At 75.0% G+C, this 23,129-nt stretch carries 20 protein-coding genes; 9 read left to right on the top strand and 11 right to left on the bottom strand.

From position 1 onward, the window contains the following. Positions 1 to 6: 6 nt before the first annotated feature. The 4 genes from AC0GKK_RS25165 to lpdA form a co-directional block, all read right to left on the bottom strand. Positions 7 to 1,272, bottom strand: coding sequence for an NAD(P)/FAD-dependent oxidoreductase (locus tag AC0GKK_RS25165; protein WP_405416541.1), 1,266 nt, complete (start codon positions 1,270 to 1,272; stop codon positions 7 to 9). Continuing rightward, entirely contained in the window at positions 1,269 to 2,159 is an 891-nt protein-coding gene (locus AC0GKK_RS25170; RefSeq protein ID WP_346102720.1) for a TIGR01777 family oxidoreductase, read from the bottom strand. The genes AC0GKK_RS25165 and AC0GKK_RS25170 overlap by 4 nt, the downstream gene beginning before the upstream one ends. Positions 2,160 to 2,297: 138 nt before the next feature. Then, complete coding sequence (sucB, locus tag AC0GKK_RS25175) at positions 2,298 to 4,103, bottom strand: 2-oxoglutarate dehydrogenase, E2 component, dihydrolipoamide succinyltransferase (protein ID WP_405416542.1); 1,806 nt, start codon at positions 4,101 to 4,103, stop codon at positions 2,298 to 2,300. A gap of 53 nt (positions 4,104 to 4,156) precedes the next feature. Further along, positions 4,157 to 5,548, bottom strand: a complete 1,392-nt coding sequence (gene lpdA / locus AC0GKK_RS25180; protein WP_489882693.1) for a dihydrolipoyl dehydrogenase — start codon at positions 5,546 to 5,548, stop codon at positions 4,157 to 4,159. A gap of 201 nt (positions 5,549 to 5,749) precedes the next feature. On the opposite strand from lpdA, the gene AC0GKK_RS25185 reads away from it, so the two are divergent. Then, positions 5,750 to 6,157, top strand: a complete 408-nt coding sequence (locus tag AC0GKK_RS25185) for an oxidoreductase (protein WP_073574153.1) — start codon at positions 5,750 to 5,752, stop codon at positions 6,155 to 6,157. A 9-nt stretch (positions 6,158 to 6,166) separates the two neighbouring features. Here the strand turns inward: AC0GKK_RS25185 and AC0GKK_RS25190 are convergent, their stop codons facing one another. Further along, a complete protein-coding gene (locus AC0GKK_RS25190) occupies positions 6,167 to 7,015 on the bottom strand; it encodes an SDR family NAD(P)-dependent oxidoreductase (protein ID WP_489882694.1) in 849 nt (282 codons plus the stop codon). An 80-nt stretch (positions 7,016 to 7,095) separates the two neighbouring features. On the opposite strand from AC0GKK_RS25190, the gene AC0GKK_RS25195 reads away from it, so the two are divergent. Then, a complete protein-coding gene (locus AC0GKK_RS25195) occupies positions 7,096 to 7,668 on the top strand; it encodes an LURP-one-related family protein (RefSeq protein ID WP_217266848.1) in 573 nt (190 codons plus the stop codon). Between the two features lie 21 nt (positions 7,669 to 7,689). Here the strand turns inward: AC0GKK_RS25195 and AC0GKK_RS25200 are convergent, their stop codons facing one another. Then, positions 7,690 to 9,726: a serine/threonine-protein kinase gene (locus AC0GKK_RS25200; protein WP_489882695.1), complete on the bottom strand. Its 2,037-nt coding sequence runs from the start codon at positions 9,724 to 9,726 to the stop codon at positions 7,690 to 7,692. A gap of 48 nt (positions 9,727 to 9,774) precedes the next feature. Continuing rightward, positions 9,775 to 11,283, bottom strand: coding sequence for a leucyl aminopeptidase (locus AC0GKK_RS25205; RefSeq protein WP_489884066.1), 1,509 nt, complete (start codon positions 11,281 to 11,283; stop codon positions 9,775 to 9,777). Between the two features lie 216 nt (positions 11,284 to 11,499). On the opposite strand from AC0GKK_RS25205, the gene AC0GKK_RS25210 reads away from it, so the two are divergent. The 3 genes from AC0GKK_RS25210 to AC0GKK_RS25220 all read left to right on the top strand — a co-directional run bounded on the left by AC0GKK_RS25210 (position 11,500) and on the right by AC0GKK_RS25220 (position 15,200). Next, entirely contained in the window at positions 11,500 to 12,858 is a 1,359-nt protein-coding gene (locus AC0GKK_RS25210; RefSeq protein ID WP_489882696.1) for an APC family permease, read from the top strand. 19 nt (positions 12,859 to 12,877) lie between these two features. Continuing rightward, complete coding sequence (gcvT, locus tag AC0GKK_RS25215; protein ID WP_489882697.1) at positions 12,878 to 14,005, top strand: glycine cleavage system aminomethyltransferase GcvT; 1,128 nt, start codon at positions 12,878 to 12,880, stop codon at positions 14,003 to 14,005. 73 nt (positions 14,006 to 14,078) lie between these two features. After that, entirely contained in the window at positions 14,079 to 15,200 is a 1,122-nt protein-coding gene (locus AC0GKK_RS25220; RefSeq protein WP_489882698.1) for a branched-chain amino acid aminotransferase, read from the top strand. Between the two features lie 75 nt (positions 15,201 to 15,275). On the opposite strand, the gene AC0GKK_RS25225 is transcribed toward AC0GKK_RS25220, so the two are convergent. The 3 genes from AC0GKK_RS25225 to AC0GKK_RS25235 form a co-directional block, all read right to left on the bottom strand. Beyond that, positions 15,276 to 16,055 carry a type IV toxin-antitoxin system AbiEi family antitoxin domain-containing protein gene (locus AC0GKK_RS25225; RefSeq protein ID WP_489882699.1) on the bottom strand — a complete coding sequence of 260 codons (780 nt, stop codon included), beginning with the start codon at positions 16,053 to 16,055 and terminating at the stop codon, positions 15,276 to 15,278. Between the two features lie 180 nt (positions 16,056 to 16,235). Then, on the bottom strand, positions 16,236 to 17,111 hold the full coding sequence (locus tag AC0GKK_RS25230; protein WP_489882700.1) for an adenosylcobinamide-GDP ribazoletransferase: 876 nt from the start codon (positions 17,109 to 17,111) through the stop codon (positions 16,236 to 16,238). After that, positions 17,108 to 19,063, bottom strand: a complete 1,956-nt coding sequence (locus tag AC0GKK_RS25235) for a bifunctional adenosylcobinamide kinase/adenosylcobinamide-phosphate guanylyltransferase (protein ID WP_489882701.1) — start codon at positions 19,061 to 19,063, stop codon at positions 17,108 to 17,110. The genes AC0GKK_RS25230 and AC0GKK_RS25235 overlap by 4 nt, the downstream gene beginning before the upstream one ends. A gap of 42 nt (positions 19,064 to 19,105) precedes the next feature. Here AC0GKK_RS25235 and AC0GKK_RS25240 point away from each other — a divergent pair, with 42 nt between their 5' ends. Continuing rightward, positions 19,106 to 19,720: a VOC family protein gene (locus AC0GKK_RS25240; RefSeq protein ID WP_405416553.1), complete on the top strand. Its 615-nt coding sequence runs from the start codon at positions 19,106 to 19,108 to the stop codon at positions 19,718 to 19,720. A 24-nt stretch (positions 19,721 to 19,744) separates the two neighbouring features. Here AC0GKK_RS25240 and AC0GKK_RS25245 read toward each other — a convergent pair whose 3' ends face one another. After that, entirely contained in the window at positions 19,745 to 20,410 is a 666-nt protein-coding gene (locus AC0GKK_RS25245; protein WP_073574146.1) for a DUF3043 domain-containing protein, read from the bottom strand. 38 nt (positions 20,411 to 20,448) lie between these two features. On the opposite strand from AC0GKK_RS25245, the gene AC0GKK_RS25250 reads away from it, so the two are divergent. From AC0GKK_RS25250 to AC0GKK_RS25260, 3 genes are all read left to right on the top strand, one after another. Further along, a complete protein-coding gene (locus AC0GKK_RS25250; RefSeq protein WP_489882702.1) occupies positions 20,449 to 21,564 on the top strand; it encodes a glycerate kinase family protein in 1,116 nt (371 codons plus the stop codon). A 125-nt stretch (positions 21,565 to 21,689) separates the two neighbouring features. Further along, positions 21,690 to 22,061, top strand: a complete 372-nt coding sequence (locus tag AC0GKK_RS25255; protein WP_062395963.1) for a HesB/IscA family protein — start codon at positions 21,690 to 21,692, stop codon at positions 22,059 to 22,061. 124 nt (positions 22,062 to 22,185) lie between these two features. Then, positions 22,186 to 23,121, top strand: coding sequence for a carbohydrate kinase family protein (locus tag AC0GKK_RS25260; protein ID WP_251785340.1), 936 nt, complete (start codon positions 22,186 to 22,188; stop codon positions 23,119 to 23,121). Positions 23,122 to 23,129 lie beyond the last annotated feature (8 nt).

Here is a 23,129-nt window from a genome sequence, read left to right on the forward strand (position 1 = left end):
GCGAGCTTACGCCGCGCCCAGCCGGGCGAGGACGGCCTGCGCGGCCCGGCGGCCGCTGACCAGCGCACCCTGGGTGGACGGGGTGTCGCGGTGGTCGCCCGCGACGAACAGGTTCTCCCCGAGGTCGACGTCGCGGCGCACCGGGCGCCCCGCCTCGAACAGCGGCAGCGCCTCGTCGACCTGCGCGGTGTGCAGGTGCGCCCAGTCGTCGGTGCCGGCACCCCAGATCCGGGCCAGCTCGCGGCGCACCGCGGGCTCGTCGACCCCGGTGGACCCCGGGGTCCCGACGATCGAGGACGCCACCAGCGGGCGCCCGTCGGCGGAGTAGCCCGGCGCGGCCGCGGTCATCACCATCGTGTTGACGACCGGCCCGCCGGTGCCGTCCAGGTGCAGCAGCGGGGAGGCCGTCGGGGCCTGCGGCGGGACGTGGAAGAACGTGGTCAGCGCGTTCATCCGCGGCTCGGCGACCCCGGGCAGCAGCGCGGCGGCCGTCCTCGGGTCCGCCGCGACGACGACCGCCCGCGCGGACAGGGTGCCGTCGTCGGTGTCCAGGGCGGGTGCGGGCCCGCCGCGCACGGCGTGCACCCGGGTCCCGAGCGTCACGGTGCCCTCGGGCAGGGCCGCGGCCAGCCGCCGGGGCAGCGCCTCCATGCCGTCGTCGGGCACGACGATCGTGCCGAGGGCGAAGCTGCGCCACACCAGCCGCACGAACGCGGCCGAGGTCTCCAGCGCGGTCTCGGCGAGCACACCGGACAGGAAGGGGCGCAGGAACCGGTCGGTGACCGCGCCGCCGAGCCCGGCGGCGTCGAGGTCCCGGGCGGCGGAGGAGTCGACCAGCGTCGCGGTCCGCGACGGCGGCGAGGCCAGCACCTTCGCCGTCCACGCGACGAGCTTGGCCTTCTCGATCGGGCCGAACAGGTCGTCCAGCGCGGTGGCCGGGGCGGACGCCGGGCGGCGCAGCGGGTTGACGAAGCGGTGCAGCTCGCCGTCGCCGGCCCGGATGGCGGCACCGGGCTCGAAGGGCCGCGCGGCCAGGGTGTCGAGCCCGTGCGGGGCGAGCGCGGCGTGCAGCGCCGGGTAGGAGGTGTTGAGCACCTGGAACCCGCGGTCGCAGCGGAACCCGTCGACGACGTCGGTCGCCATCCGCCCGCCGACCCGGTCGGCGGACTCCAGCACGCGCACGGTCAGCCCGTGCCGGTGCAGCACGGTGGCCGCGCGCAGGCCGGACAGGCCCGCCCCGACCACCAGGACGTCGACGTCGGACGGGGTCATGACCCGACCGCGGCCGAGAGCGCGTCGCCGACGGTGTGGTGGCGGAACTGGAACCCGGCCTCGAGCAGCGCCGCAGGCACCGCCCGCTGGCCGCCGAGCAGCATCTCGCGGCCCATCTCGCCGAGCACGGTGGAGACCACCGGGCCGGGCACCGGGAACGGCGCGGGCCGCCCGACCGCCGCGGCCATCTCCTTGGTGAACTCGGCGTTGGTGACCGGCACCGGGCCGGTCACGTTCGCCGGGCCGGACAGGGCCTCGGTCTCGACGGCGAACCGGATCGCCGCGACCTGGTCGTCGAGGGAGACCCACGGCATGAACTGGGTGCCCTTGCCGATGCGCCCGCCGAGGAACCCCTTGAACAGCGGGCGCAGCATCGCGAGCAGCCCGCCGGAGGGGGACAGGACCAGGCCGGTGCGGACGAGCACCACCCGGGCGCCGGCGTCCACGGCGGGGGCCGCGGCGGCCTCCCAGTCCCGGCACACGTCGGCGAGGAACCCCGAGCCCGACGGCGCGGACTCGTCGACGACGACCTGGCCGGTGTCGCCGTAGTAGCCGACGGCCGACCCGCTGACCAGAACCGGGACCTTGTGCCGGGCCACGGCCTCGGCGAGGACGTCGGTGGGGACGTTGCGCGAGTCGCGGATCAGCTGCTTGCGGGCGCCGGTCCACGGCCGGTCGGCGATGCCGGCGCCGTTGAGGTTCACGACCGCGTCGGCGCCGTCGAGGGTGCCGTCCTGGACGGTGCCGGCGGGCGGGTCCCAGCCGCGCTCGTCGGGGGCGGCGGGGGTGCGCCGCACCAGGCGCAGCACCTCGTGCCCCGCGCCCCTCAGGTGGGCGACCAGGGCTGTTCCGATCAGTCCGGACGAACCGGCCACGACGACTCGCACGGCCGCGATCCTTCCCGGTCCCGGGCGGACGCGCGAGCCGGACATGCCGCGACCATCGTCACCCGTTCACCCGGACCGGTGACGACGGCGGCCCGCCCCGGGTGGACCGGGACGGGCCGACGTGTGTCGCGGGGGTGCCTACAGGCCGAGCTCGGCCTCGAAGGCGCCCTCCTCCAGCCGGGCCTTGACCGCGGACAGGAAGCGGCCGGCGTCGGCGCCGTCGACCAGGCGGTGGTCGTAGGTCATCGGCAGGAAGCAGACCGAGCGGACGGCGATGACGTCGTCGCCCTCGGGGCCGGTGACGACCTTCGGCTCCTTCGAGATCGCGCCGGTGCCCAGGATGGCGACCTGGGGCTGGTTGATGATCGGCGTGTCGAACAGCGCGCCCGCGGACCCGATGTTCGTGATCGTGAAGGTGCCGCCCGACAGCTCGTCCGGACCGATCTTGGAGTCGCGGGTGCGGGCCGCGACGTCGGCGATCTTCTTGGCGATCCCGGCCAGCGACAGGTCGTCGGCGTCCTTGATCACCGGCACGAGCAGGCCGCGCGGGGTGTCCACGGCGATGCCCATGTGCACCGAGCCGTGGTAGGTGACCTGCTTGTTGTCCTCGGAGATCGAGGCGTTCAGCGACGGGAACGCCTTGAGCGCCTCGATGGTGGCCTTGGCGATGAACGCCAGGAAGGTGAGGTTGGCGCCCTCACGCTTCTTGAAGTCCTCCTTGACCCGGTTCCGCAGCTTGACGATGCGGGTGAGGTCGACCTCCTGGACGGTGGTCAGCTGCGCCGAGGTCGCGAGCGACTCGTTCATCCGCTGCGCGATGACCTGGCGCAGGCGCGGGAGCTTGACCGTGGTGCCCGGCTCCGGCGCGTTGTCCGCGCGGGTCGGGACGGCCTTCGGCTCCTGGGGCGCACCACCGGAGGCGGGCTGCGCCGCCGGGGCGGACGGCTTCTCCTGCGCCGGGGCCTTCGCCTGCTCGGCGGCGGCGAGGACGTCCTGCTTGCGGATGCGGCCGCCGACGCCGGAGCCGGTGACCGAGTCGAGGTCGACGCCGTGCTCCTGGGCCAGCTTGCGCACCAGCGGGGTCACGTAGGGCTTCTCGCCCGAACCCGAGCCCGAGCCGTTCGAGGAGGGCTCGATCCTCCCGGCGGGGGAGTCCTCGGAGCCGGCCGGGGCCTTCTCCTGCTTCTCCTCGGCCTTGGGGTGCTCGGCCTTCGGCTCCGGCTTCGGCTCGGCCTTCGGAGCCTCCTTCTTCGGCTCCTCCTTCTTCTCCGGGGCCTTCTCCTGCTTCGGCGCCTCGTCCTGCGCCGGGGCGGCGGAGCCGTCGCCGACCAGCGCGAGCTGCGCGCCGACCTCGACGGTCTCGTCCTCGGCGACGGTGTGCTCGAGCACGGTGCCCGCGACCGGCGAGGGGATCTCGGTGTCGACCTTGTCGGTGGAGACCTCGAGCAGCGGCTCGTCGACCTCGACGGCGTCGCCGACCTGCTTGAGCCAGCGGGTCACGGTGCCCTCGGTGACCGACTCGCCGAGCTCGGGCATCGTGACCGGGGTGCCGGAGCCCCCACCGGACGACGAGCCACCGGAGGACGGCTCCGGGGCCTCCTCCTCGGCCTGCTCCGGCTCGGGCTCGGGCTCCGCCTCGGACTCCGCGGGCTCCTCGGCCTTCCCGGAGGAGCCGGAGTCGGACGAACCGGCGTCGTCGGCCTCGTCGGCGTCGCCGATGACGGCGAGCTCGCCGCCGACCTCGACCGTGTCGTCCTCGCCCGCGATGATGCGCTTCAGGACGCCCGCGGCGGGCGACGGGATCTCCGTGTCGACCTTGTCGGTCGAGACCTCGAGCAACGGCTCGTCGACCTCGACGGTGTCGCCCTCGGCCTTGAGCCAGCGGGTGACGGTGCCCTCGGTGACACTCTCGCCCAGGGCGGGCATCTCAACGGTGACGGCCATGTCGGGTGGAGCTCCTCTTGTTCCGCGTGGGTGTTCGGGTTGTGGGGCCGGGATCAGCCGTGGGTGTGCAGCGGTCTCCCGGCCAGCGCGAGGTGGGCCTCTCCGAGGGCCTCGCTCTGTGTGGGATGGGCGTGGATCAGGGCGGCGACGTCGGTGGGCAGAGCCTCCCAGTTGTAGACGAGTTGCGCCTCTCCGACGAGCTCCCCGATCCGGGAGCCCACCATGTGCACGCCGAGGACGGGTCCGCCCTGTCCGGCGGGCCCCTGGGCGACGAGCTTGACCGCGCCGGAGGTCTGCAGGATCTGCGACTTCCCGTTGCCGGCCAGGTCGTAGGTCAGGGTGTGCACCTCGCCGTGGAGGTCCCGCGCGGCCTGCTCGGTCAGCCCGACCGAGGCGACCTCGGGGTCGCAGTAGGTGACGCGCGGGATGCCGTCGTCGGTGACGGGGCGGGGTGCGAGCCCCGCGACGTCCTCGGCGACGAAGATCCCGTGGGCGAAGCCGCGGTGGGCGAGCTGCAGGCCGGGGGTGACGTCCCCGACGGCGTACACGCCGTCGAGATTCGTGCGCAGCCGCTCGTCGACGGTCACGACGCCGCCGTCCATCGCGACGCCGGCCTCGGCGAAGCCGTGACCGGTGGTGTTGGGGCCGCGGCCGACCGCGACCAGCAGCAGGTCGGCCTCGATCTCCTCACCGGACTCCAGCGACACGGTGACGGTGTCGCCGCTGCGGGTCGCCTTCGCGAACCGCACCCCGGTGCGGGTGGTGATCCGGCGCCGCCGGAACGCCCGGGCCAGCTGGGTGGAGCAGAACTCGTCCTCGTTCGGCACGAGCCGCGGCAGCGCCTCGACGATCGTGACCTCGGCCCCGAACGAGCGCCACACACTGGCGAACTCGACGCCGATCACGCCGCCGCCGAGCACGACGACCCGGCGCGGGGCCTCGTCGAGGGAGATCGCGGCGTCGGAGGTGACGACGCGGTCGTCCAGCTCCAGGCCGGGCAGCGACCGGGCGTAGGAGCCGGTGGCGAGCACGACGTGGCGGCCGGTGATGCGCTCGTCGCCGACCCGGACGGTGCCGGGGCCCTCCAGGGTGCCGGCACCGGGCACCACGGTGATCCCGCGCGAGGCGACCAGGCCCTGCAGTCCCTTGTACAGCCGGGAGACCACGCCGTCCTTGTAGGCGTTCACCCCGGCCATGTCGACGCCGTCGAACGTGGAACGGATACCGACCTGCGCGCCGTCGCGGGCGTGGTCGGCCACCTCGGCCGCGTGCAGCAGCGCCTTGGTGGGAATGCAGCCGCGGTGCAGGCAGGTGCCGCCGAGCTTGTCCTTCTCGACCAGGACCACCGACAGGCCCAGCTCCGCGGCCCGCAGCGCGCAGGCGTAGCCGCCGGAGCCGCCGCCCAGGATCACCAGGTCGGCGGAACGAGCGTCCGGGTCGGACACCGATCAGCTCCCTCCGGGGGTCACCGCCGGTGGACCGGCTCCGCCGGACGGGACCCCGCTACGCGGCGACCATCTTGTCATCCGGCCGCGACTGCGCCACTGGGGTGTCGGGAGCAAATCCGTGATCCCGGTCGTTGGGCACTCGGAGCTACCGTGTCCGGTTCGTAGGGGTGCGACCGGATCGACGAGAGGAAGACGCGCATGGGTCTGCTCGACCTGTTCCGGTCACGTGGACCGTCGGGCCCCAGGTCCGGCCGGGGATCCGGCTCCGGCGGGAGGCGTGGCGCGTACGCGGAGGGCGAGGCCCACCTGCGTGAGTGGTCGGCCGCCCGGATCGGGGTCGAGGCCTTCGTCGAACCGCGCACGACCGTGACGGAGACGACGGTGGTCTTCGTCGCCCACGACGGCGAGTGGACCCGCAGGCGGGTCGCGAACCCGAACGCGGCGAAGAAGCTGGCCCGCTCGCTGCAGATGCCGATCTACGACGTGCAGCTCGTCGGGTACCCGAACCGGATGCGCGAGCACGACGCCCGTGACCGCGCCCTGCGCAAGCGCGAGCGCCAGGAGCGGATGCTGCGCGAGCTGCGGGCCAAGGACCGCGACGCCTGACCCGTCTGGTCAGGGGCGCAGCGAGCGGGCGCGCCGCTCGCCGAGCGCGCGCATCGCGGGCTCCAGGCGCAGCGCGGGTCCGGGGGCCAGCGCGGTGAGGCGCAGCAGCGCACCCCGCCAGGCGGGAAGCGTCCGGTAGACCCGGCCGGTGCCGAACATCCCGACCAGCGCCGTCGCGACCTGCTCGGGGGTGACCAGCACCCCGGACCGCACGAGCGCCTGGCCCTGGCCGCCGGGCGTCATCGAGCGCAGCAGCTCGGTGTTCACCCCGTCCGGGCAGACCGCGTGCACCCCGATGCCCTCCCGGCGCACCTCCGGGGCCAGCGCGGACACCATCGACAGGGCGCCCGCCTTCGACGCCGCGTACACCGACAGGCCCGGAACCGGGCCGAGGCCGGACAGCGACACGGTCACGCCGATCTCGCCGCCCCGGGCGGTCCCCGCCGCCGCCTGCTCGCGGAACGCGGCCACCGCGGCCCGGGCACCCCAGATCGGGCCCAGCAGGTTGACCTCGACCAGAGCGCGGGCGCGGGCCTCGGCGATGTCGGTGACGGTGCCGTCGAAGCCGACGCCGGCGTTGCTCACCCAGGCGCCCAGCGGCGCGAGCTCGCGGGCCCGGGCCACCGCCGCCGCGGACGCGGCCGGGTCGGTGACGTCGCAGGCGGTGCCGGCGGCCGCCCCGATCCGGGTCGCGGTGGCCTGCGCCGCGGCCTCGTCGAGATCGGTGACCAGCACCCGGTAGCCGCGCCCGACGAGCTCGCGGGCGATCTGCTCGCCGATGCCGCGGGCCGCGCCGGTGACCACCGCGGAACGGGGGGTGTGCGCGGGGACCTCGTGTCGACGACGCTGCCGGCTCATGAGCGGCAGTATGCCCTACCCGTGGGTAACCCCCGGTCCGGTGTCGCCGCCCGGATCCGGTCCGGCCAGACTCGGGCCCCGTGACGGCCGCGATGCACCTGCCCCGCTTCCTCGTCCGCCAGCGGATCACCCTCGGCGTGAACCGCTATGACGTGCACGCCGCGAACCCCGACGGCAGCGCGGGCGCGCTCATGGCGTTCGCGCAGCAGAAGCGGTTCGCCTTCAAGGAGCAGGTGACCTTCTGGTCCGACGACAGCCGCTCCCGCGCGGTGTTCTCCTTCCGCGCCCGCCAGCGTCTCGACGTCCGCGCCGAGCACGACGTCCTCGACGAGCACGGCCGGGTGATCGGAACCTTCGGCAAGCGGTTCGGGGCGAGTCTGCTGCGCTCGACCTGGACGCTGACCGCGCCGGGCGTCGCCGCGACCGGGCGCGAGCGCAGCCTCGGCGTCGCCCTGCTGCGCCGGGTGGCCGAGAACCTGCCGCTGCCGTACCACTTCGACGTCACCGAGGACTCCGGCGGCTCGCTGCTGATGAGCAGCGACCGGCGGTGGTCGCTGCGCGACTCCTACGACGTCTCCGTCCCGGACCCGCGCATCGACTTCCGCCTGGCCGCCGCCTTCGCCGTCGCGCTGGACGCGTTGCAGGACCGCTGACGCGATAGGAGGCGTCGCGCCTCAGCTCAGATCGACCTCTGTCAGTTCGGGGGACTCGGGGCTGAGGAGGAACGCGGATCGGCCGTCCGGGGCGATAGCGATGGCCGTCATCTCTCCCGTACCCGTCAACACGGGTAGCGGTCGGTTCGTCCGCACGTCCAGAGCGGCGGCCCCGCTGTCGGATCCAGCGACGTAGATCCTGCCACCGTGCGCTACGACGCCTGAGGGACTTCCGCCGACCGCGACGGTCGTGACCACCGCGAGATTCCCGACATCGACGACCGTGACCGTCCCGGAGTCCTGATCGGCCACGTAGCCGAGGCGACCGTCCGAGGATATGGCGACGCCCTGCGGAGTCTCGCCGACCGGGATTTCGCCTCGTGTCCGACCTTCCCCGATGTCGAGCACTGCGACGGTGTCGCTCTGCAGGCTGCTGTCGACGGTCACCAACACGGTTCGACCCGCATCGTCCACCGCGAGCCCTTCGATAGTCGTCCACGGCATGAATCCCACCGAGATCGTGTCGACGACCGCATTCGAGCGGGTGTCCACGACGGCGACATCGGCGGATTGTTCGTTCCCGACGAACAGTCGGGCCCCATTCCCCTGGAGGGCGAGTGCGGTGGGTCGATCTCCTACCGGTATCGACGCGGTCACCGTCCGGGAACGCAGATCTACGACTGACACCGTGCCTGTACCGGCGTTCGCAATATAGGCGCGCCGTCCCGTGGCATCGATGGCCACGGCACGCGGATCGGTGCCAACCCGTATCTCGGCGGTGACCCGACGTTCGGCGAGATCGATGACGTTGGCGGTGCCATCCTGTGGGTCCGAGACGACCAGCGTCTCACCGTCAGGAGCCACAGCGAGTGAGTCGGGCGCGGCGCCGACGCGGATCGCGGGCACTACGGCGGGCGTAGGAGTTCCGCTGGACGGAATCCCCTGTGTCGCGAGATACACGATGCCGGCGAGCACGAAGGCTGCCGTGACCCCGATGACACCGGGTAGGAGGCGTGGCCGCCCTGGGGGCCTCGACACCGACGGCCGTGGCGGGGCTTCGCGGTCCCGGTGCGCGGCGAGGGGATCCGGTCGAGTGCGTGGCGGTTCGTCTCGAGTGCGTGGCGGTTCGTTGTCGCCTATCGGGCCCCGCGGGTGGGACTTCCCGCCGCCCTGAGCCCGGCCGTCGGGAGGGTGTGTCTTCGGCTGGGCATCAGTTCGGCGCCGTGGGAAGGAGTCGCGTAGTGCACGCTCCGCCATCTCGGACAGAGCTAGGGCAGATGCCGGACGATGGGCTGGATCGTGCGCGAGGCCGAGCGCGAGCACGTTGTCGAACTGCCGTGGCACGGCTGGACGGAGAGAGTGCGGTCGCGGTCGTTGTCCACCGATGTCAGCCCCGCTGAATGCCTTGGTCCCGGTGAGCAGTTCGAACAGGACGCAGGCCAGGGAATAGACATCGCCGCGCACTGTGTCGGGTTCTCCTGCGAGTCGCTCCGGCGGGATGTAGCCAGGACTGCCCCAGAGGTCGCCAGGACGGGTCAGCCCGCCGGAGGTGTGTGCGTCGATGCTCCGGCCCAGTCCGAAATCAATCAGGTAGACGAAGTCATCCGACGTGATCATGATGTTCGACGGTTTGACGTCACGGTGCAGCAGTTTGAGCCGATGAGCGGCCTCGAGGGCCGACGCGACCGACCGGATGATCTCGACGGCCCGCGCCGGATCGAATCCGGCGGAGGGAAGTGCCGACGTCGCAGTCCGTCCGTCGATCCACCGCATGTCGATGAACAGACGGCGGTCGATCTCGCCGGTCTTGTGCACCGGCACGCTGTGCGGTTCGGCCAGCCGCGCCGCCAGGATCGCTTCCTGCTCGAAGCGGGCCCGGAACTCCGGCAGGTCGGAATAGTGGGGAAGCAACAACTTGAGAGCGACCTCGCGGCCGCCCTCAGTCGGGTCGACGGCCTTCCAAACCTCGCCCATGCCGCCGTTGCCGACCCGCCGGATCAGCCGGTAATGGCCGAACAGCTCCCCGGGCTCAGTCTCCCCGTCGTACGTGCTTGTCAACGGCCCCCCTGACGATCAGGGCACATATGATCTCACGAACGGGTGATCTCAGCCGTTCGCGGCCACGTCCTCGAGGAACGCCAGCAGGGTGCGCACCGGCACCCCCGTGCCGCCCTTGGTGGTGTAGCCGCGCGGCCCGCCGGTGTTGAACGACGGCCCGGCGATGTCGATGTGCGCCCACGGCAGCCCGGCGGGCACGAACTCCTTGAGGAACACCCCGGCCAGCAGCATCCCGGCGAACCGCTGCCCGCTGACGTTGCTGATGTCGGCCACCCGCGAGTCCAGCTCGCCGCGCAGGTACTCCGGCAGCGGCATCGCCCAGGCGTCCTCGCCGGCGGCGGTGCCGAGCGCGGCGACCCGGTCGCGCAGCTCGTCCGACCCCATCACCCCGGCGGTGCGCATGCCGAGCGCGACGAGCTGGGCGCCGGTCAGCGTCGAGGTCTCCACCAGGTAGTCGGGGTCGTCCTGGGCGGCGCGGACGATCGCGTCGGCGAGGATCAGCCGTCCCTCGGCGTCGGTGTTGAGCACCTCGACGGTGGTCCCGCCGAACATGGTCAGCACGTCGCCGGGCTTGTACGCCGTCGACGACGGCATGTTCTCCGCCATCGGCACGGTCGCGGTCACCGTGACCGGCAGCTCCAGCTTCGCGGCGAGCACGACGGTCGCGACGACCGCGGCCGCCCCGCCCATGTCCGAGGTCATGTCGGCCATGCCGGCGTTGGGCTTGAGCGAGATGCCGCCGGTGTCGAAGGTGATGCCCTTGCCGACGAGCGCGACCCGCTTCGACGCGTCCGGGCCGCCGTTCCAGGTCAGGCGCACCAGCCGGGGTGGGTTCGCCGACCCCTTCCCGACGCCGGTGACGCCGCCGTAGCCGTTCTCCCGCAGCCCGGCGTCGTCGAGGACCTCGGTGACCAGCCCGGCACGCTCGCCCAGCGCCACCGCGTGCGCCGCGAAGGTCTCCGGGACCAGCACGTTCGGCGCGGTGTTGACCAGGTCCCGGGCGGTGACGACGGCCTCGGCCACGAGCGTCGCCCGCCGCACGGCCGCGTCGTCGGCGCCGGTGAACGACCAGCTGCCGACCGGGGCGGCCGCGGCGTCGGTGGAGGTCCGGTGCCGGTCGAAGCGGTAGCCGCCCAGGACGGCGCCGACGACCGCGGCCTCGGCGTCGACCGCGGACAGCGTGCTCAGCACCGAGCCGGTCCCGGCCAGCGTGCGGGCTGCGGCACCGGCGGCGCGGCGGACCGCCTCGGACGCCTTCGGCCCCTCGGCCGGGCGGCCCAGACCGACCGCGACCAGACGCGGCGCGGACAGCGCGCCGCGGGTCGGCAGCGACACGACCTGCTCGGCCTTCCCGGTCGCGCCGACGGTGGTGAGCAGCTCCAGCAGCTCCCCGGAGAACGCGGCGTCGACGCCGGCGGCGCCCGCGGCCAGCGCCGGGCCGGTCCCGTCGGCGGCGTCGGCCGCGGGGGCGTGCAGACCGACCACGACGGCGTCGACGACCGCCTCCGTCTCGGCACCGCGGTGTGCGGCGGTCTGCGGGAGGGTCGGGACGTCGATCGGCACGGGTGGCACTCCTCGGGGTCGGACGGGAACGGTGGGTATCGGACGAGTGGTTCCGGGTCGCCCGATCTCACCCTGCGTGGCCGGTGCACACGTCCCGTGCGCCGGGTGGGTGGGGAGCCGGGTGGCGGGCGGGACGACGAGACCGGACCGAGATGGTAATGACACCCCCGCGGCGCCGCGCGGCACAGGGGTGGATGGGAAGGTGAACGGGTGCCCCGCCCCCCGTACCGGATCCCGACCGTGACCGCGGTCGTCGTCGCCCTCTCGGCGACGTTCGGTACCGGGCTGTACGCGGCGCTCGGCCCCGCGGCCGCGTCGGCGGGCACCTGGTTCCCGCTCGGGGTGCTCCTCGCCGCGCTGCTCGCGCTCGGCGTGGTCGGGTCGACCGCGCACCTGTCGCTCGCCCGTCCGGCCGGTCCCGAGCTGGCCCGCGGTGACCTGCCCGCCCCCGCACTACGGCTCGGGGCGGTCGCGCGGGTGACCTCGCGGGCCGCCGCCGGGTCGGCCGCGGCGCTGGTGTTCGGCGCCTACGTGCTGCCCACCCAGCCGGTGCCGATCGCGGTGGTGGCGGTGCTCGCCGTCGTCGCGGTGAACGCCTTCGGGGTGCGGATCTCGCCCGGTGCGGCGCGCGGGCTGGTGGTGGGCACGCTGCTCGCCCTGACCGTCGCGATCGTGGTGGGGCTGCGGGCGGACGGCCCGCACGCGGTGCTGTCCTCGGCGATGCCCGCCGCGGCCACCGGAGCCGGCATCGCCGGCGACGGCGCCGGGACGCCCGACGACCCGGCCGTCGCCACGCTGCAGGCCGCGATCGAGCCGGGCCCGCTCGGCGTGCTCGCCGCCGCCGGGTTCGTGTTCCTCGCCTTCACCGGGCTGTCCCGCGTCGCCGAGCTCGGGGGCAGCCTGCGGGACCCGGTGCGGGCGATCCGCCGGGCCCCCGCACTCGCCGTCGTGATCACGACGGTGCTGCTGCTCCTGCTGTCGGCGGCCCTGCTGCGCGGGCTCGGTGCGTCCGGGCTGGCGTCGGCGTCGGCCCCGCTGGCCGCGCTGATGGACACCAGCAGCAGCGCCCAGGTGGGGGTGCTGGTGCGGGTCGGTGCCGCCGCAGCGACGGTCGCCGCACTGCTCGGGGCGCTGTCGCGGGCCGCGGCCGGAGCCGCCCGGCTGTCCCGGGAGGGAGAGCTGCCCGCGTTCCTGGGCCGGGGCGGGTCGCGTGGCACGCCGTGGGTGGCCGACCTGACGCTGGGGGTGCTGACCCTGGCGATGACCCTGCTGCTGTCCGCGACGACCGCGATCGTCGTCACCGTCGTCGCGGCCCTGGTCCACCACGCCGTGCTGCACGCCGCGGTGCTCCGCCTGCCGGGACGCCCGGTGCGGGCGGCGGTCGTCGCCGTCGCCGGTGGGGTGGGGTGCCTGGCCGTCGCCGCGTCGATGCCGCCGTGGCCGCTGGTCGCGACGGCCGGGGCGCTCGCCGCGGGCTGGGTGCTGTGCGCCGTCACCGCGCGGTCCCGCTCCCGCGCGGCGGCCGAGGAACCCGTGCGCCGCAGCGATCCCGAGGAACAGGCGGCCTGAGGCCGATAGGGTCGCGGGCGTGACCGACGAGCTCCTGCCCAGCCCGCTGCACGACCGGCACGTCGCCCTCGACGCCACCCTCGGCGAGTTCGGGGGGTGGTCGATGCCGATCTCCTACCCGGGCGGCACCGTCGCCGAGCACACGTCGGTCCGCGAGACGGCGGGCCTGTTCGACGTCAGCCACCTCGGCACCGTCCCGATCTCCGGGCCGGGCGCGGCCGCGCACCTGAACGCCTGCCTGACCAACGACCTCGACCGCATCGGCCCGGGTCGCGCCCAGTACACCCTGGCCTGCGACGACCGCGGCGGCGTCGAGGACGACATGATCGTCTACCTGGCTGCGGACGACGACCTGCTGCTCGTCCCGAACGCCGCGAACTCCACCCGGATCGTCTCCGCGCTAGCCGCCGACGCCCCGCCCGGTGTCACGATCACCGACCGGCACCGCGAACTCGCCGTGCTCGCCATCCAGGGGCCCCGCTCCGCCGAGGCCCTGAGCGCGGCGCTCGGTGCCGTGGGGGAGGGCGTCGCGGACCTGGACTACATGGCGTTCACCGACCTCGAGGGCGGTCTGAACGACGGCGGTGTGCGGATCTGCCGCACCGGCTACACCGGCGAGCTCGGCTACGAGGTCGTCCTCGCCGCGGAGGCCGCCCCGGCGATGTGGGACGCCCTGCTCGACGCCGTCCGCGGCGTCGGCGGCGGACCGTGCGGTCTCGCGGCGCGCGACACCCTGCGCACCGAGATGGGCTACCCGCTGCACGGCCACGAGCTGTCCACCGAGATCAGCCCGGTCCAGGCCGGGAGCAGCTGGGCGGTCGGCTGGGACAAGCCGGCGTTCTGGGGCCGCGACGCCCTGCTCGCCGAGCGCGCGGCGGGCCCGGCACGGCGCCTGCGTGCGCTGCGGGCGACCGGGCGGGGTGTCCCGCGGGCGGGGATGACCGTCCTCGACGGCGAGGGGGGCAGCCCCGTCGGCGTCGTCACCTCGGGGACGTTCTCCCCGACGCTGCGCACCGGCGTCGCGCTGGCCCTGGTCGACACCGCGGGCGGGGTGGCCGTCGGCGACGCGTTGGTGATCGACGTCCGGGGACGTGTGCTGCCGGTGGAGGTCGTGAAGCCGCCGCTGGTGCCCTCGCACGTCCGCTGAGCGGGCCCACCGGCTCCCGTTCCTCGGGAATCCGACTGTTTGCCCCGTGGACAGCGGGGATACCGTCTGGGCCATGAGCGCGCCGAAGTTCTCCGTGACACGCAACCCCGCCCCGGCGTCCCCGCAGCGGCGCGCCGACGTACTGGCCGCCCCCGGCTTCGGGCGGTACATGACCGACCACATGGTGACGATCCGGTGGACCGCCGGGACCGGCTGGCACGACCCGGCGGTCGTGCCCTACGGCCCGATGACACTGGACCCGTCCTCGATGGTCCTGCACTACGGGCAGGAGATCTTCGAGGGGCTCAAGGCCTACCGCCAGCCCGACGGTTCGATCGCGTCGTTCCGGCCCGACGCCAACGCCGCCCGGTTCGCCGGCTCCGCGCGCCGGCTCGCGATGGCCGAGCTCCCCGAGGACCTCTTCCTCGCCTCGCTGTCCGAGCTCCTCGCGGTCGACTCCGAGTGGGTGCCCGAGGCCGGCGGCGAGGACTCGCTCTACCTGCGGCCCTTCATGATCGCGACCGAGGTCGGGCTGGGGGTGCGGCCGTCGTCGGAGTACCTGTACTCGGTCATCGCGTCGCCGGCCGGGCCGTACTTCGCCGGCGGGGTCAAGCCGATGGACGTGTGGCTGGAGACCGAGTACACGCGCGCCGCGCTCGGCGGCACCGGCACCGCCAAGTGCGGCGGGAACTACGCGGCGTCGCTGCTGCCGCAGTCGGTCGGCGCCCAGCACGGCTGTGCCCAGGTCGCCTACCTCGACGCCGAGGAGCGCCAGTGGATCGACGAGATGGGCTCGAACAACCTGTTCTTCGTCTTCCGCTCCGACGACGGCTCGGTCGAGGTCGCGACGCCGGACCTGCGCGGCTCGGTGCTCGCCGGCATCACCCGGGACTCGCTGATCACGGTGGCGAAGGACCTCGGGATCTCCGTGGTCGAGCGCCGCATCTCCGGCCAGGAGTGGCTCGGTGGCGCCGCGAGCGGCGTGCTGACCGAGGTGTTCGGCTGCGGCACCGCCGCGGTGATCACCCCGATCGGGACGGTCAAGCACAGCGGCGGCGAGGTGACCGTCGGCGACGGTGAGCCCGGCCCGGTCACCCTGCAGCTGCGCGAGGCGCTGACCGCGATCCAGCGCGGCGCGGCCCCGGACCCGCACGGCTGGATGCACACCCTGGTGCCGGCCCCCGCGTCGGTCTGAGCCGTCCCACCCGCTTGATCACCGGTTGTGGAGTCCTCCGCCCGCCTGGCGGACGTTCCGCTCCACAACCGGTGATCACCGACGCAGGGCCCGCCTGATCGCGGCGACGGTGCCCTCGGGTGCGTCGTGCACGTCGTGCCAGGTGAAGCGCAACAGCGTCCACCCCTGCGCGACGAGAGCATTCCCCTTCGCCCGGTCGGCCCGGAACCGGTCGGGGTCGGTGTGCCAGGCCCACCCGTCCAGCTCGATCGCCACCCGCTCGGCGGGGAAGGCCAGATCGATCTCGCGCCCGCCGCCCACGGGCAGCCCGCGGACGGCGCCGCCGATCCCGGCGGCGCGCAGCAGCGCCGGGTGCACGACGCGGCGCTGCAGGACCCGGTCGAGGAACGCGGCCCCGTCGGGCAGCACGGCGCAGGTCTCCAGCACGGTCAGGTGCGCGGCGGTGACGGCGACGCCCCGGATCCAGGCCCGGTCGGGACCGGGCACGTCGCGCCGCCGCAGCGCGATGCCGCCGGGCGCGAGCCGCCGGGTGCCGCGGGGGAGCGTCACCCCGACGTCGCGGGGCCACCGGTCGGTCATCCCGCTCCAGCACGCGGCGGCCGGCCCGTGGACCAGCCCGGAGGGTCCGGCCCAGAGCGCCGCGGCCCGGACGCGCATCGCCGCGGTCGGGACGCGGGTCGCCTCGGCGAGGACGCCCGGGTGCAGGTCGACCCACTCGCCGCGGGTCACCCGTCGTCGAACGGACTGCCGGGACAGCCCGGTGGCCCGGGCCTGGGCCGCGGACAGGACGCCGTCCTGCGCGAGGAGCAGGTCACGCAGCGGGACCGGCGAACGGACGGGGGAGGGCGGTGGCATCCCCGCAGGGTGGCGGGACCCGCTCCCCAACGGTCCTGATCCCGCACACCCCGTCGCAGGTGCGAATCCCGTCCATGATCACCGGTTGTGGAGTCCTGCGCCCGCCTCGCGAACGGAATGCTCCACAACCGGTGATCATGGGGCCGCCTGCCGCGTGGACCGGCTCGATCAGGCCCCGGGTCACCCGGTGAGCGCGGCCGCCAGGACGACGAGGACCGCGGTGGCGCCGAGCTCGCAGGCCGCACCCAGGACGTCGCCGCTCATCCCGCCGAAGCGTCGCCGGGTGTGCCGGGCCAGGCCCACCACGAGCACCGCCGCGAGCAGCACCGCCCCGGCGACGGCGAGCACCACCCCGGCTGCGCCGAGCGTCCCGGCCCCGGCCGTGCCCGCCGCCAGGACGGCGGTGTCCCGCTGCGGCTCGACGGTGACGACCAGCGCGGCGGCCGCGGCCGCCGCCAGACCGGTCCACCACAGCGGCGCCACCCACACCGGCTGCGACCCGGCGACCGTCGCGCCCAGACCACCCGGGCGCGCGGCGGGCGTCCCGCGCCGCGCGACCCAGCAGAACCCGGCCCGCCCGGCCGCCGCGGCCAGCGCGCAGACGACGAGCACGACGGCGGGCGGCGCGGACGCCAGCTGCGCGAGGGCGGCGGCGCGGGCGCCCAGCACCACCAGCAGCGTGACGACGGCGAACGGTCCGGCCCCGCCGTCGGCCATGATCCGCAGCGCCCGCTCCGGCGGGCCGTAGCTGCCCAGGCCGTCGGCGGTGTCGGCGATGCCGTCGACGTGCATCCCGCGTGTCGCGAGTGCGCCCGCCCCGACCGTCAGCAGGCCCGCGACCAGCGGGGACACCCCGGCGGCGGCCAGACCGGTGAGCAGTGCCCCGCCTGCGACGCCGAGCCCGGCGCCGACCAGCGGCGCCCAGCGCAGGGCGGCCGCGGCGACGCCGTCGGGCAGCGCGCCGTCGTCGGAGGTGCGGACCCGGGCGGGCACGACGGTCAGCCAGCTGACCGCCAGCGCGAGCCCCGCGAGGGGACCGGGCCGGGGTCCGCTCACCGGCCGGCGCCTGCCGGCACCGTCACGTCACCCGGGACGACGCCGGTGTCCTGCGCGGTCCCGGTCTCGGCGAGCAGCCGCGCCGCGGTGACCAGCAGCGGCAGCGCCGTCACCGCGGCGGTGCCGTCCTCGGTGCGCACCGCCAGGTCCAGCAGCGGCACCAGCGACAGGTGCTCCAGGACGAGCGTCGCGGCCGGTTCGGTCGACGGCTGCGCGGCGACCCACCAGTCCTTGGCTCCGGGGGCCAGCTCGTCGGCGAGCAGGGCCGCCGCGCCGACGGCCAGACCGTCGAGCACCGTGGGCACCTTGCGCTCCGCGGCCCGGGCGAGGAACCCGGCGAGCACGATCAGGTCCGTGCCGCCGACCGTGCGCAGCAGCGCCAGCGGGTCGCGCAGGTGCGGACGGGCCCGGCGCAGCGCGTCGCGGATCGCGACGGCCTTGCGCATCCAGGCGCGGTCGTCGATCCCCGAGGCCCGCCCCACGACGGCGACGGGCTCGGCCCCGGTCACGGCCGCGACGAGCGTGGCGGCGGGGGTCGTCACGCCGACGGCGAGCGTCGCCGGGATCAGCAGGTCCGCGCCGGCGTCGATCTCGGCGTCGGCCAGCCGCCGCCCGGTCAGCCACGCCGCGGTGGCGCGCTCACCGTCCAGGGCGTCCTCGCGGTCGATCCGGCCGGTGCCGTGCGCGACGAGCCAGCCCGGCTCGGCGCCGTCGGCCCCGGACACGAGACCGACGTCGACGACCCGCACGGTCGCCCCGGCGGCCCGCGCGGCGACGGTGACCGGCAGCCGTCCGGCCGCGGCGGCGGTGGCGCGCACCGCGGACACCTGCGGCGGGTAGGCCGAGACGCCGTTCCCGGCGATGCCGTGGTCGGCGGCGAGCAGCACCACCCGGGCGCGCACGGGCGCCTGCGGGGGACAGGTGCCCTGGCAGGACGCCAGCCACACGCCCAGCTCGCCGAGCCTGCCGAGCCCGCCCGTGGGCATCGCGAGCCCCTCGACCAGGGCGACGGCCGCACGGCGGCTGCGGGAGTCCGGCCGCCCGACGGTGACCGGGACGATCTCCACGTCGGACTCGGTGACCGAGGCGGGGGTCGTCGCGGCTCCCGCGACGGCGCCCGCGGCCGCCCCGGTCGTGGGGAGGACCGCACCCGGGACCCCGGCGGGGGTGCCCGCGACGTCGCCGTCGGGGTCGGCGACGTCGGTGCCGACGGGCCCGCCGGCTCCGGCAGCCGGGACACCGGTCCTCTCGGGAGTCGCGGACCCGCCGGCGGGGCCGGGCGCGCCTGCTCCCGCGGCGTCGAGCCCGGAGGTGGGGCCCGCCAGGACGGGACCGGCGGGTGGTCCCGCGGCCGACGCCGTGGGGACGGGTGTCGGGGCGACACCGGCGCCCGGCTCGGTGACGGCGGGAGTCGGCAGGGTGAGCGCCCGCCCCGCCACCACCAGCACGACGTCGTCGCACACCCGCGCGACGGCGGCGTTCAGCTCACCCAGCCGGTCCCGGAACAGCCGCCCGGCGCGGGTGTCCGGCACGACCCCCAGCCCGGTCTCGGCGGAGACCAGCACCAGCGGTCCCGGTGCGGCGGCGACCGCGGCGACCAGGCCGTCGACGGCGGCGTCGACCGTGGCGGGCACGACCGGGGCGTCCCAGGCACCGGCGTCGTCGAGGACCCCGGTCAGCCAGGTCGCCAGGTCGTCGACCAGCACCGGGCCGGGCCGGGCGAGTGCGGCGGACAGCTCGGTGCCGCCGACCTCCTCGGTGGTCCAGTGGGCGGGACGCCGGGCGGTGTGCGCGGCGATGCGCGCGTCCCAGTCGGTGTCGCCGGGGATCCGCCGGCCGGTCGCGAGGTAGCGGACCGCCGCGTCGTCGCCGAGCAGTTCCTCGGCGTGCCGCGACTTGCCGGAGCGCGTGCCCCCGAGCACGAGCGTCCGCAGTTCGACGGGAGGAGTCACGCCGCACATCGTGTCCTACCGGTCCCCGGTAGCGTCGCGAAGGTGCTCGATCATCTGGTCCTGGCCACCCCCGACGTCGACGACACCGCCGCTGACCTGGCCGGACGTCATCTCCACACGCTCGAGGGCGGGCCGCACGTCGGTGTCGGCACCCGCAACCGGCTGGCCGGGATCGGGCCGGGCCGGTACCTGGAGGTGGTCGGCCCCGACCCCGCGCAGGACGAGCCGGACGCACCGCGCCCGTTCCGGATCGACACCCTGACCGCGCCCGCGCTGGTGACCTGGGCGGTGCGTGTCGACGACCTCGACGCCGCGCTCGACGCGGCCCGCGCCGCCGGGCACGACCCGGGACCCGCCCGGGACATGTCCCGCAGGCGCCCGGACGGCACGCTGCTCGCGTGGCGGCTCGCGTTCCCGCCCGACGACGCGGGCGGGGTGCTGCCGTTCCTCATCGACTGGGGCGCCACCCGGCACCCGTCGTCGGACCTGCCGGTCCCGGCGAGCCTGCGCACGCTGCGCCTGACCCACCCCGAGCCGGAGCGGGTGACCGCACTGCTCGACGCGGTCGGTGCGGGTGGGGAGGCCGAGGTCGTCGCGGGGGAGTCGCCGTCGCTGCAGGCCGTGCTGGACCTGCCCGGCGGGCCGCTCGTGCTCTGAGAGCAGGGGCCCGCCGGGACGGTGTCAGACCGTGTCGCCGCGCTTGACGCGCGGCTTGGGCACCCGCATGCGGCGCGGCTGGGTGGCGCGGGAGAACGCGTACCACCCGGTGCCGAGGCCCTTGATCTCCTCGTCGGGGAACTTCGCGCGGGCCTTCTTCAGGACCTGCATGCCCAGCAGCGTGCCCTCGACGACCATCACGATCAGCATCAGGAACGTGAACAGCGTGACGTACTGCTGGATCACCGGGTTCTGGATGAGCGCGGCGACCAGCACGAGCGCGGCCAGCGGCAGGAACAGCCCGATGACGTGCGGGCGCGAGTCGACGATGTCGCGCACGTACGCCCGCACCTTGCCGCGGTCGCGGGGGAGCAGCACGCGGTCGTCGCCGGCGTCCATCCGCTTGCGGCGCTCCAGCGCCTTCGCCCGGCGCTCGTCCTTCGACGGCCGGGTGGCGCGGGCCAGCTTCGCGGCCTCCCGCTGCGTACGCGGCGGGGGCGGCGCGGGACCGCGCCGCCTGCCCTCGGCGTCACGGCGCTTCGGTGTCGCCCGGCCCTTGCCGGGGGTGGTGTGGGGACGCGAGCGGGTCGCGCCCTCGTCCTCCGTCTCCGCAGCGTCCGTGCCCGCCGGGGACTCGACGGCCGTCTGACCGGCCTGGTCGGAGCTCTCGGAGCGGCGCAGGAACCTCACAGGTGTCCACACTACGGGCCGCCGCTAGCCTGCCCCGCATGCGCATCGTGGTGGCTCCCGACTCCTTCGGCGGAACCCTCAGCGCACGGGAGGCGGCCGAGGCGATCGCCGCGGGCTGGCGGCGCGGCGTGCCCGGAGCCGACGTCGCGATCGTCCCCCTCGCCGACGGCGGCACCGGCTTCGCCGAGGTGCTGCACACCGCGCTCGGTGGGACCGTGCACGAGCTGGAGGTCACCGGCCCGCTCGGTGACCCGGTGACCGGGTCCTGGCTGCGCGTCGGCGACACGGCCTACCTGGAGTGCGCCTCGGCGTGCGGGCTGCACCACGTCCCGCGCGAGGACCGGGTCCCCGGGGTCGCCCGCACCGCGACGACGTCCGGGGTGGGGGAGCTGCTCGCCGCCGCCCGCGACGCCGGCGTCACCACCGCCGTCGTGGGGCTCGGCGGGTCCGCCACCACCGACGGCGGCGCCGGTCTGCTGGCCGCGCTCGGCGCCGTCCCCGTCGACGACGACGGCCTCCCGCTCCCGCCCGGCGGCGCGGCCCTGGACTGCTGCGCCCGTCTCGACGGGACCCCCGACCTGGGCGGGATGACGCTGGTCGCGGCGAGCGACGTCGACAACCCGCTGCTCGGACCGCACGGCGCCGCCACCGTGTTCGGCCCGCAGAAGGGCGCCGACGACGCCGCCGTCACCGAGCTGGACGCCGCGCTGACCGTGTTCGCCGGGGTCCTCGCCGACCTGGCCGGGCGCGAGGTGCGCGACCTGCCCTCGGCCGGCGCCGCGGGTGGTCTCGGCGCCGCGCTGCTCGCCCTCGGGGCGCGGGTCGAGTCCGGTGCCGGGCTGGTCCGCGGCCTGGTCGGGCTCGACGCCGAGCTGGACGCCGCCGACGTCGCCGTCACCGGGGAGGGCAGCTTCGACTGGCAGTCGCTGCGCGGGAAGCTCGTCACCGCCGTCGCCCGGGGCGCGGCCGACCGCGGGACGCCGTGCGTGGTGCTGGCCGGTCAGGTCAGCGTGGGCCGCCGGGAGGCCGCGGCGGCCGGGGTCGACGCGGCGTTCGGGGTCGCGGAGGAGTTCGGCCTGGAGGCCTCGATGGCGGACCCGGCCGGGACACTCGCCGACCTGGCGGAACGTGTCGCACCGCGCTGGAGCCGGTGAGCCCCGTCACCCGCCCGTCGGCGATTCGCACGGTCTCCGCACGGATGCGGACCGGCCCGACGTCGTACTATGGATTCCGACGCCCGGTGGGAACAGGGCGGACCACGCACGTTGTTGGGAGAGTCATGACCGTTGACAACACCTTGGACGCGGGCGCGACCACGGAGCAGACGCACGGCGTGGAGCTGACCGACTCCGCTGCCGTCAAGGCGCGCACCCTGCTCGAGCAGGAGGGCCGCGACGACATGCACCTGCGCATCGCCGTGCAGCCCGGTGGCTGTGCCGGCCTGCGCTACCAGCTCTTCTTCGACGACCGGTCGCTCGACGGTGACCTCTTCCGTGACTTCCACGGTCTCAAGGTCGGCGTCGACCGGATGAGCGCCCCGTACCTGCAGGGCGCCACGATCGACTTCGTCGACACCATCGAGAAGCAGGGCTTCACGATCGACAACCCGAACGCGGGCGGCTCCTGCGCCTGTGGCGACAGCTTCAACTGACGTCGCACAGCAGCACCTCCGAAGGGCCCCGCCGGTGATCTCCGGCGGGGCCCTTCGCCGTCGGTGACGTAGGGTCCCCGGTGTGCCTATTGCCGTGACGGGTTCGATCGCCTCCGACAACCTCATGCATTTTCCGGGGAAGTTCTCCGAGCAGATCCTGGCCGACCAGCTGGACCGGATCTCGGTCAGCTTCCTGGTCGACGACCTGACGGTCCGCCGGGGCGGCGTGGCCGGCAACATCGCCTTCGCGCTCGGTGTGCTCGGCCAGAACCCGGTGCTGATCGGCGCCGTCGGTGCCGACTTCGCCGAGTACAAGCAGGTCCTCGACGACCTGGGTGTCGACACCTCCGGGGTGCACACCCACGACGACGTCCACACCGCCCGCTTCGTCTGCACCACCGACGACGACATGCGTCAGATCGCGTCCTTCTACACCGGCGCCATGGCCAAGTCGAAGGAGATCGAGCTCGCCCCGATCGCCGAGCGCGTCGGCGGGTTCGACCTGGTGCTCATCGGTGCCAGCGACCCCGAGGCCATGCTGCGCCACACCGACGAGTGCCGCACCCAGGGCTACCCCTTCCTCGCCGACCCCTCCCAGCAGCTCGCCCGGATGGAGGGCCCCGAGGTCCGCCGCCTCATCGAGGGCGCGACGTACCTGGTCACCAACGACTACGAGTTCGAGCTGCTGCTCAAGAAGACCGGCTGGACCGCCGAGGAGATCGGCGCCAAGGTCGGCACCCGCATCACCACCTTCGGCGAGAAGGGCGCGCTGATCGTCGAGGCCGACGGCACCGAGACCCGGATCGACGTCGTCCCGCCGACCGAGCTGGTCGACCCGACCGGCGTCGGCGACGCCTGGCGCGCCGGATTCCTGACCGCGCTCGGTGCCGGGCTGTCGCTGGAGCGTTCGGCCCAGCTGGGTGCGCTCATCGCGACCTACGTCCTGGAGTCCGACGGCCCGCAGGAGTGGACCTGGGACCGCGACGCCGCGCTGACCCGCCTGGCCGACGCGTTCGGCGAGGCCGCGGCCGACGAGCTGCGCGCCGTCCTGCCCGCCTGACCCCCTCC

The sequence above is a fragment of the Pseudonocardia sp. P-1 genome, assembly GCF_058111925.1.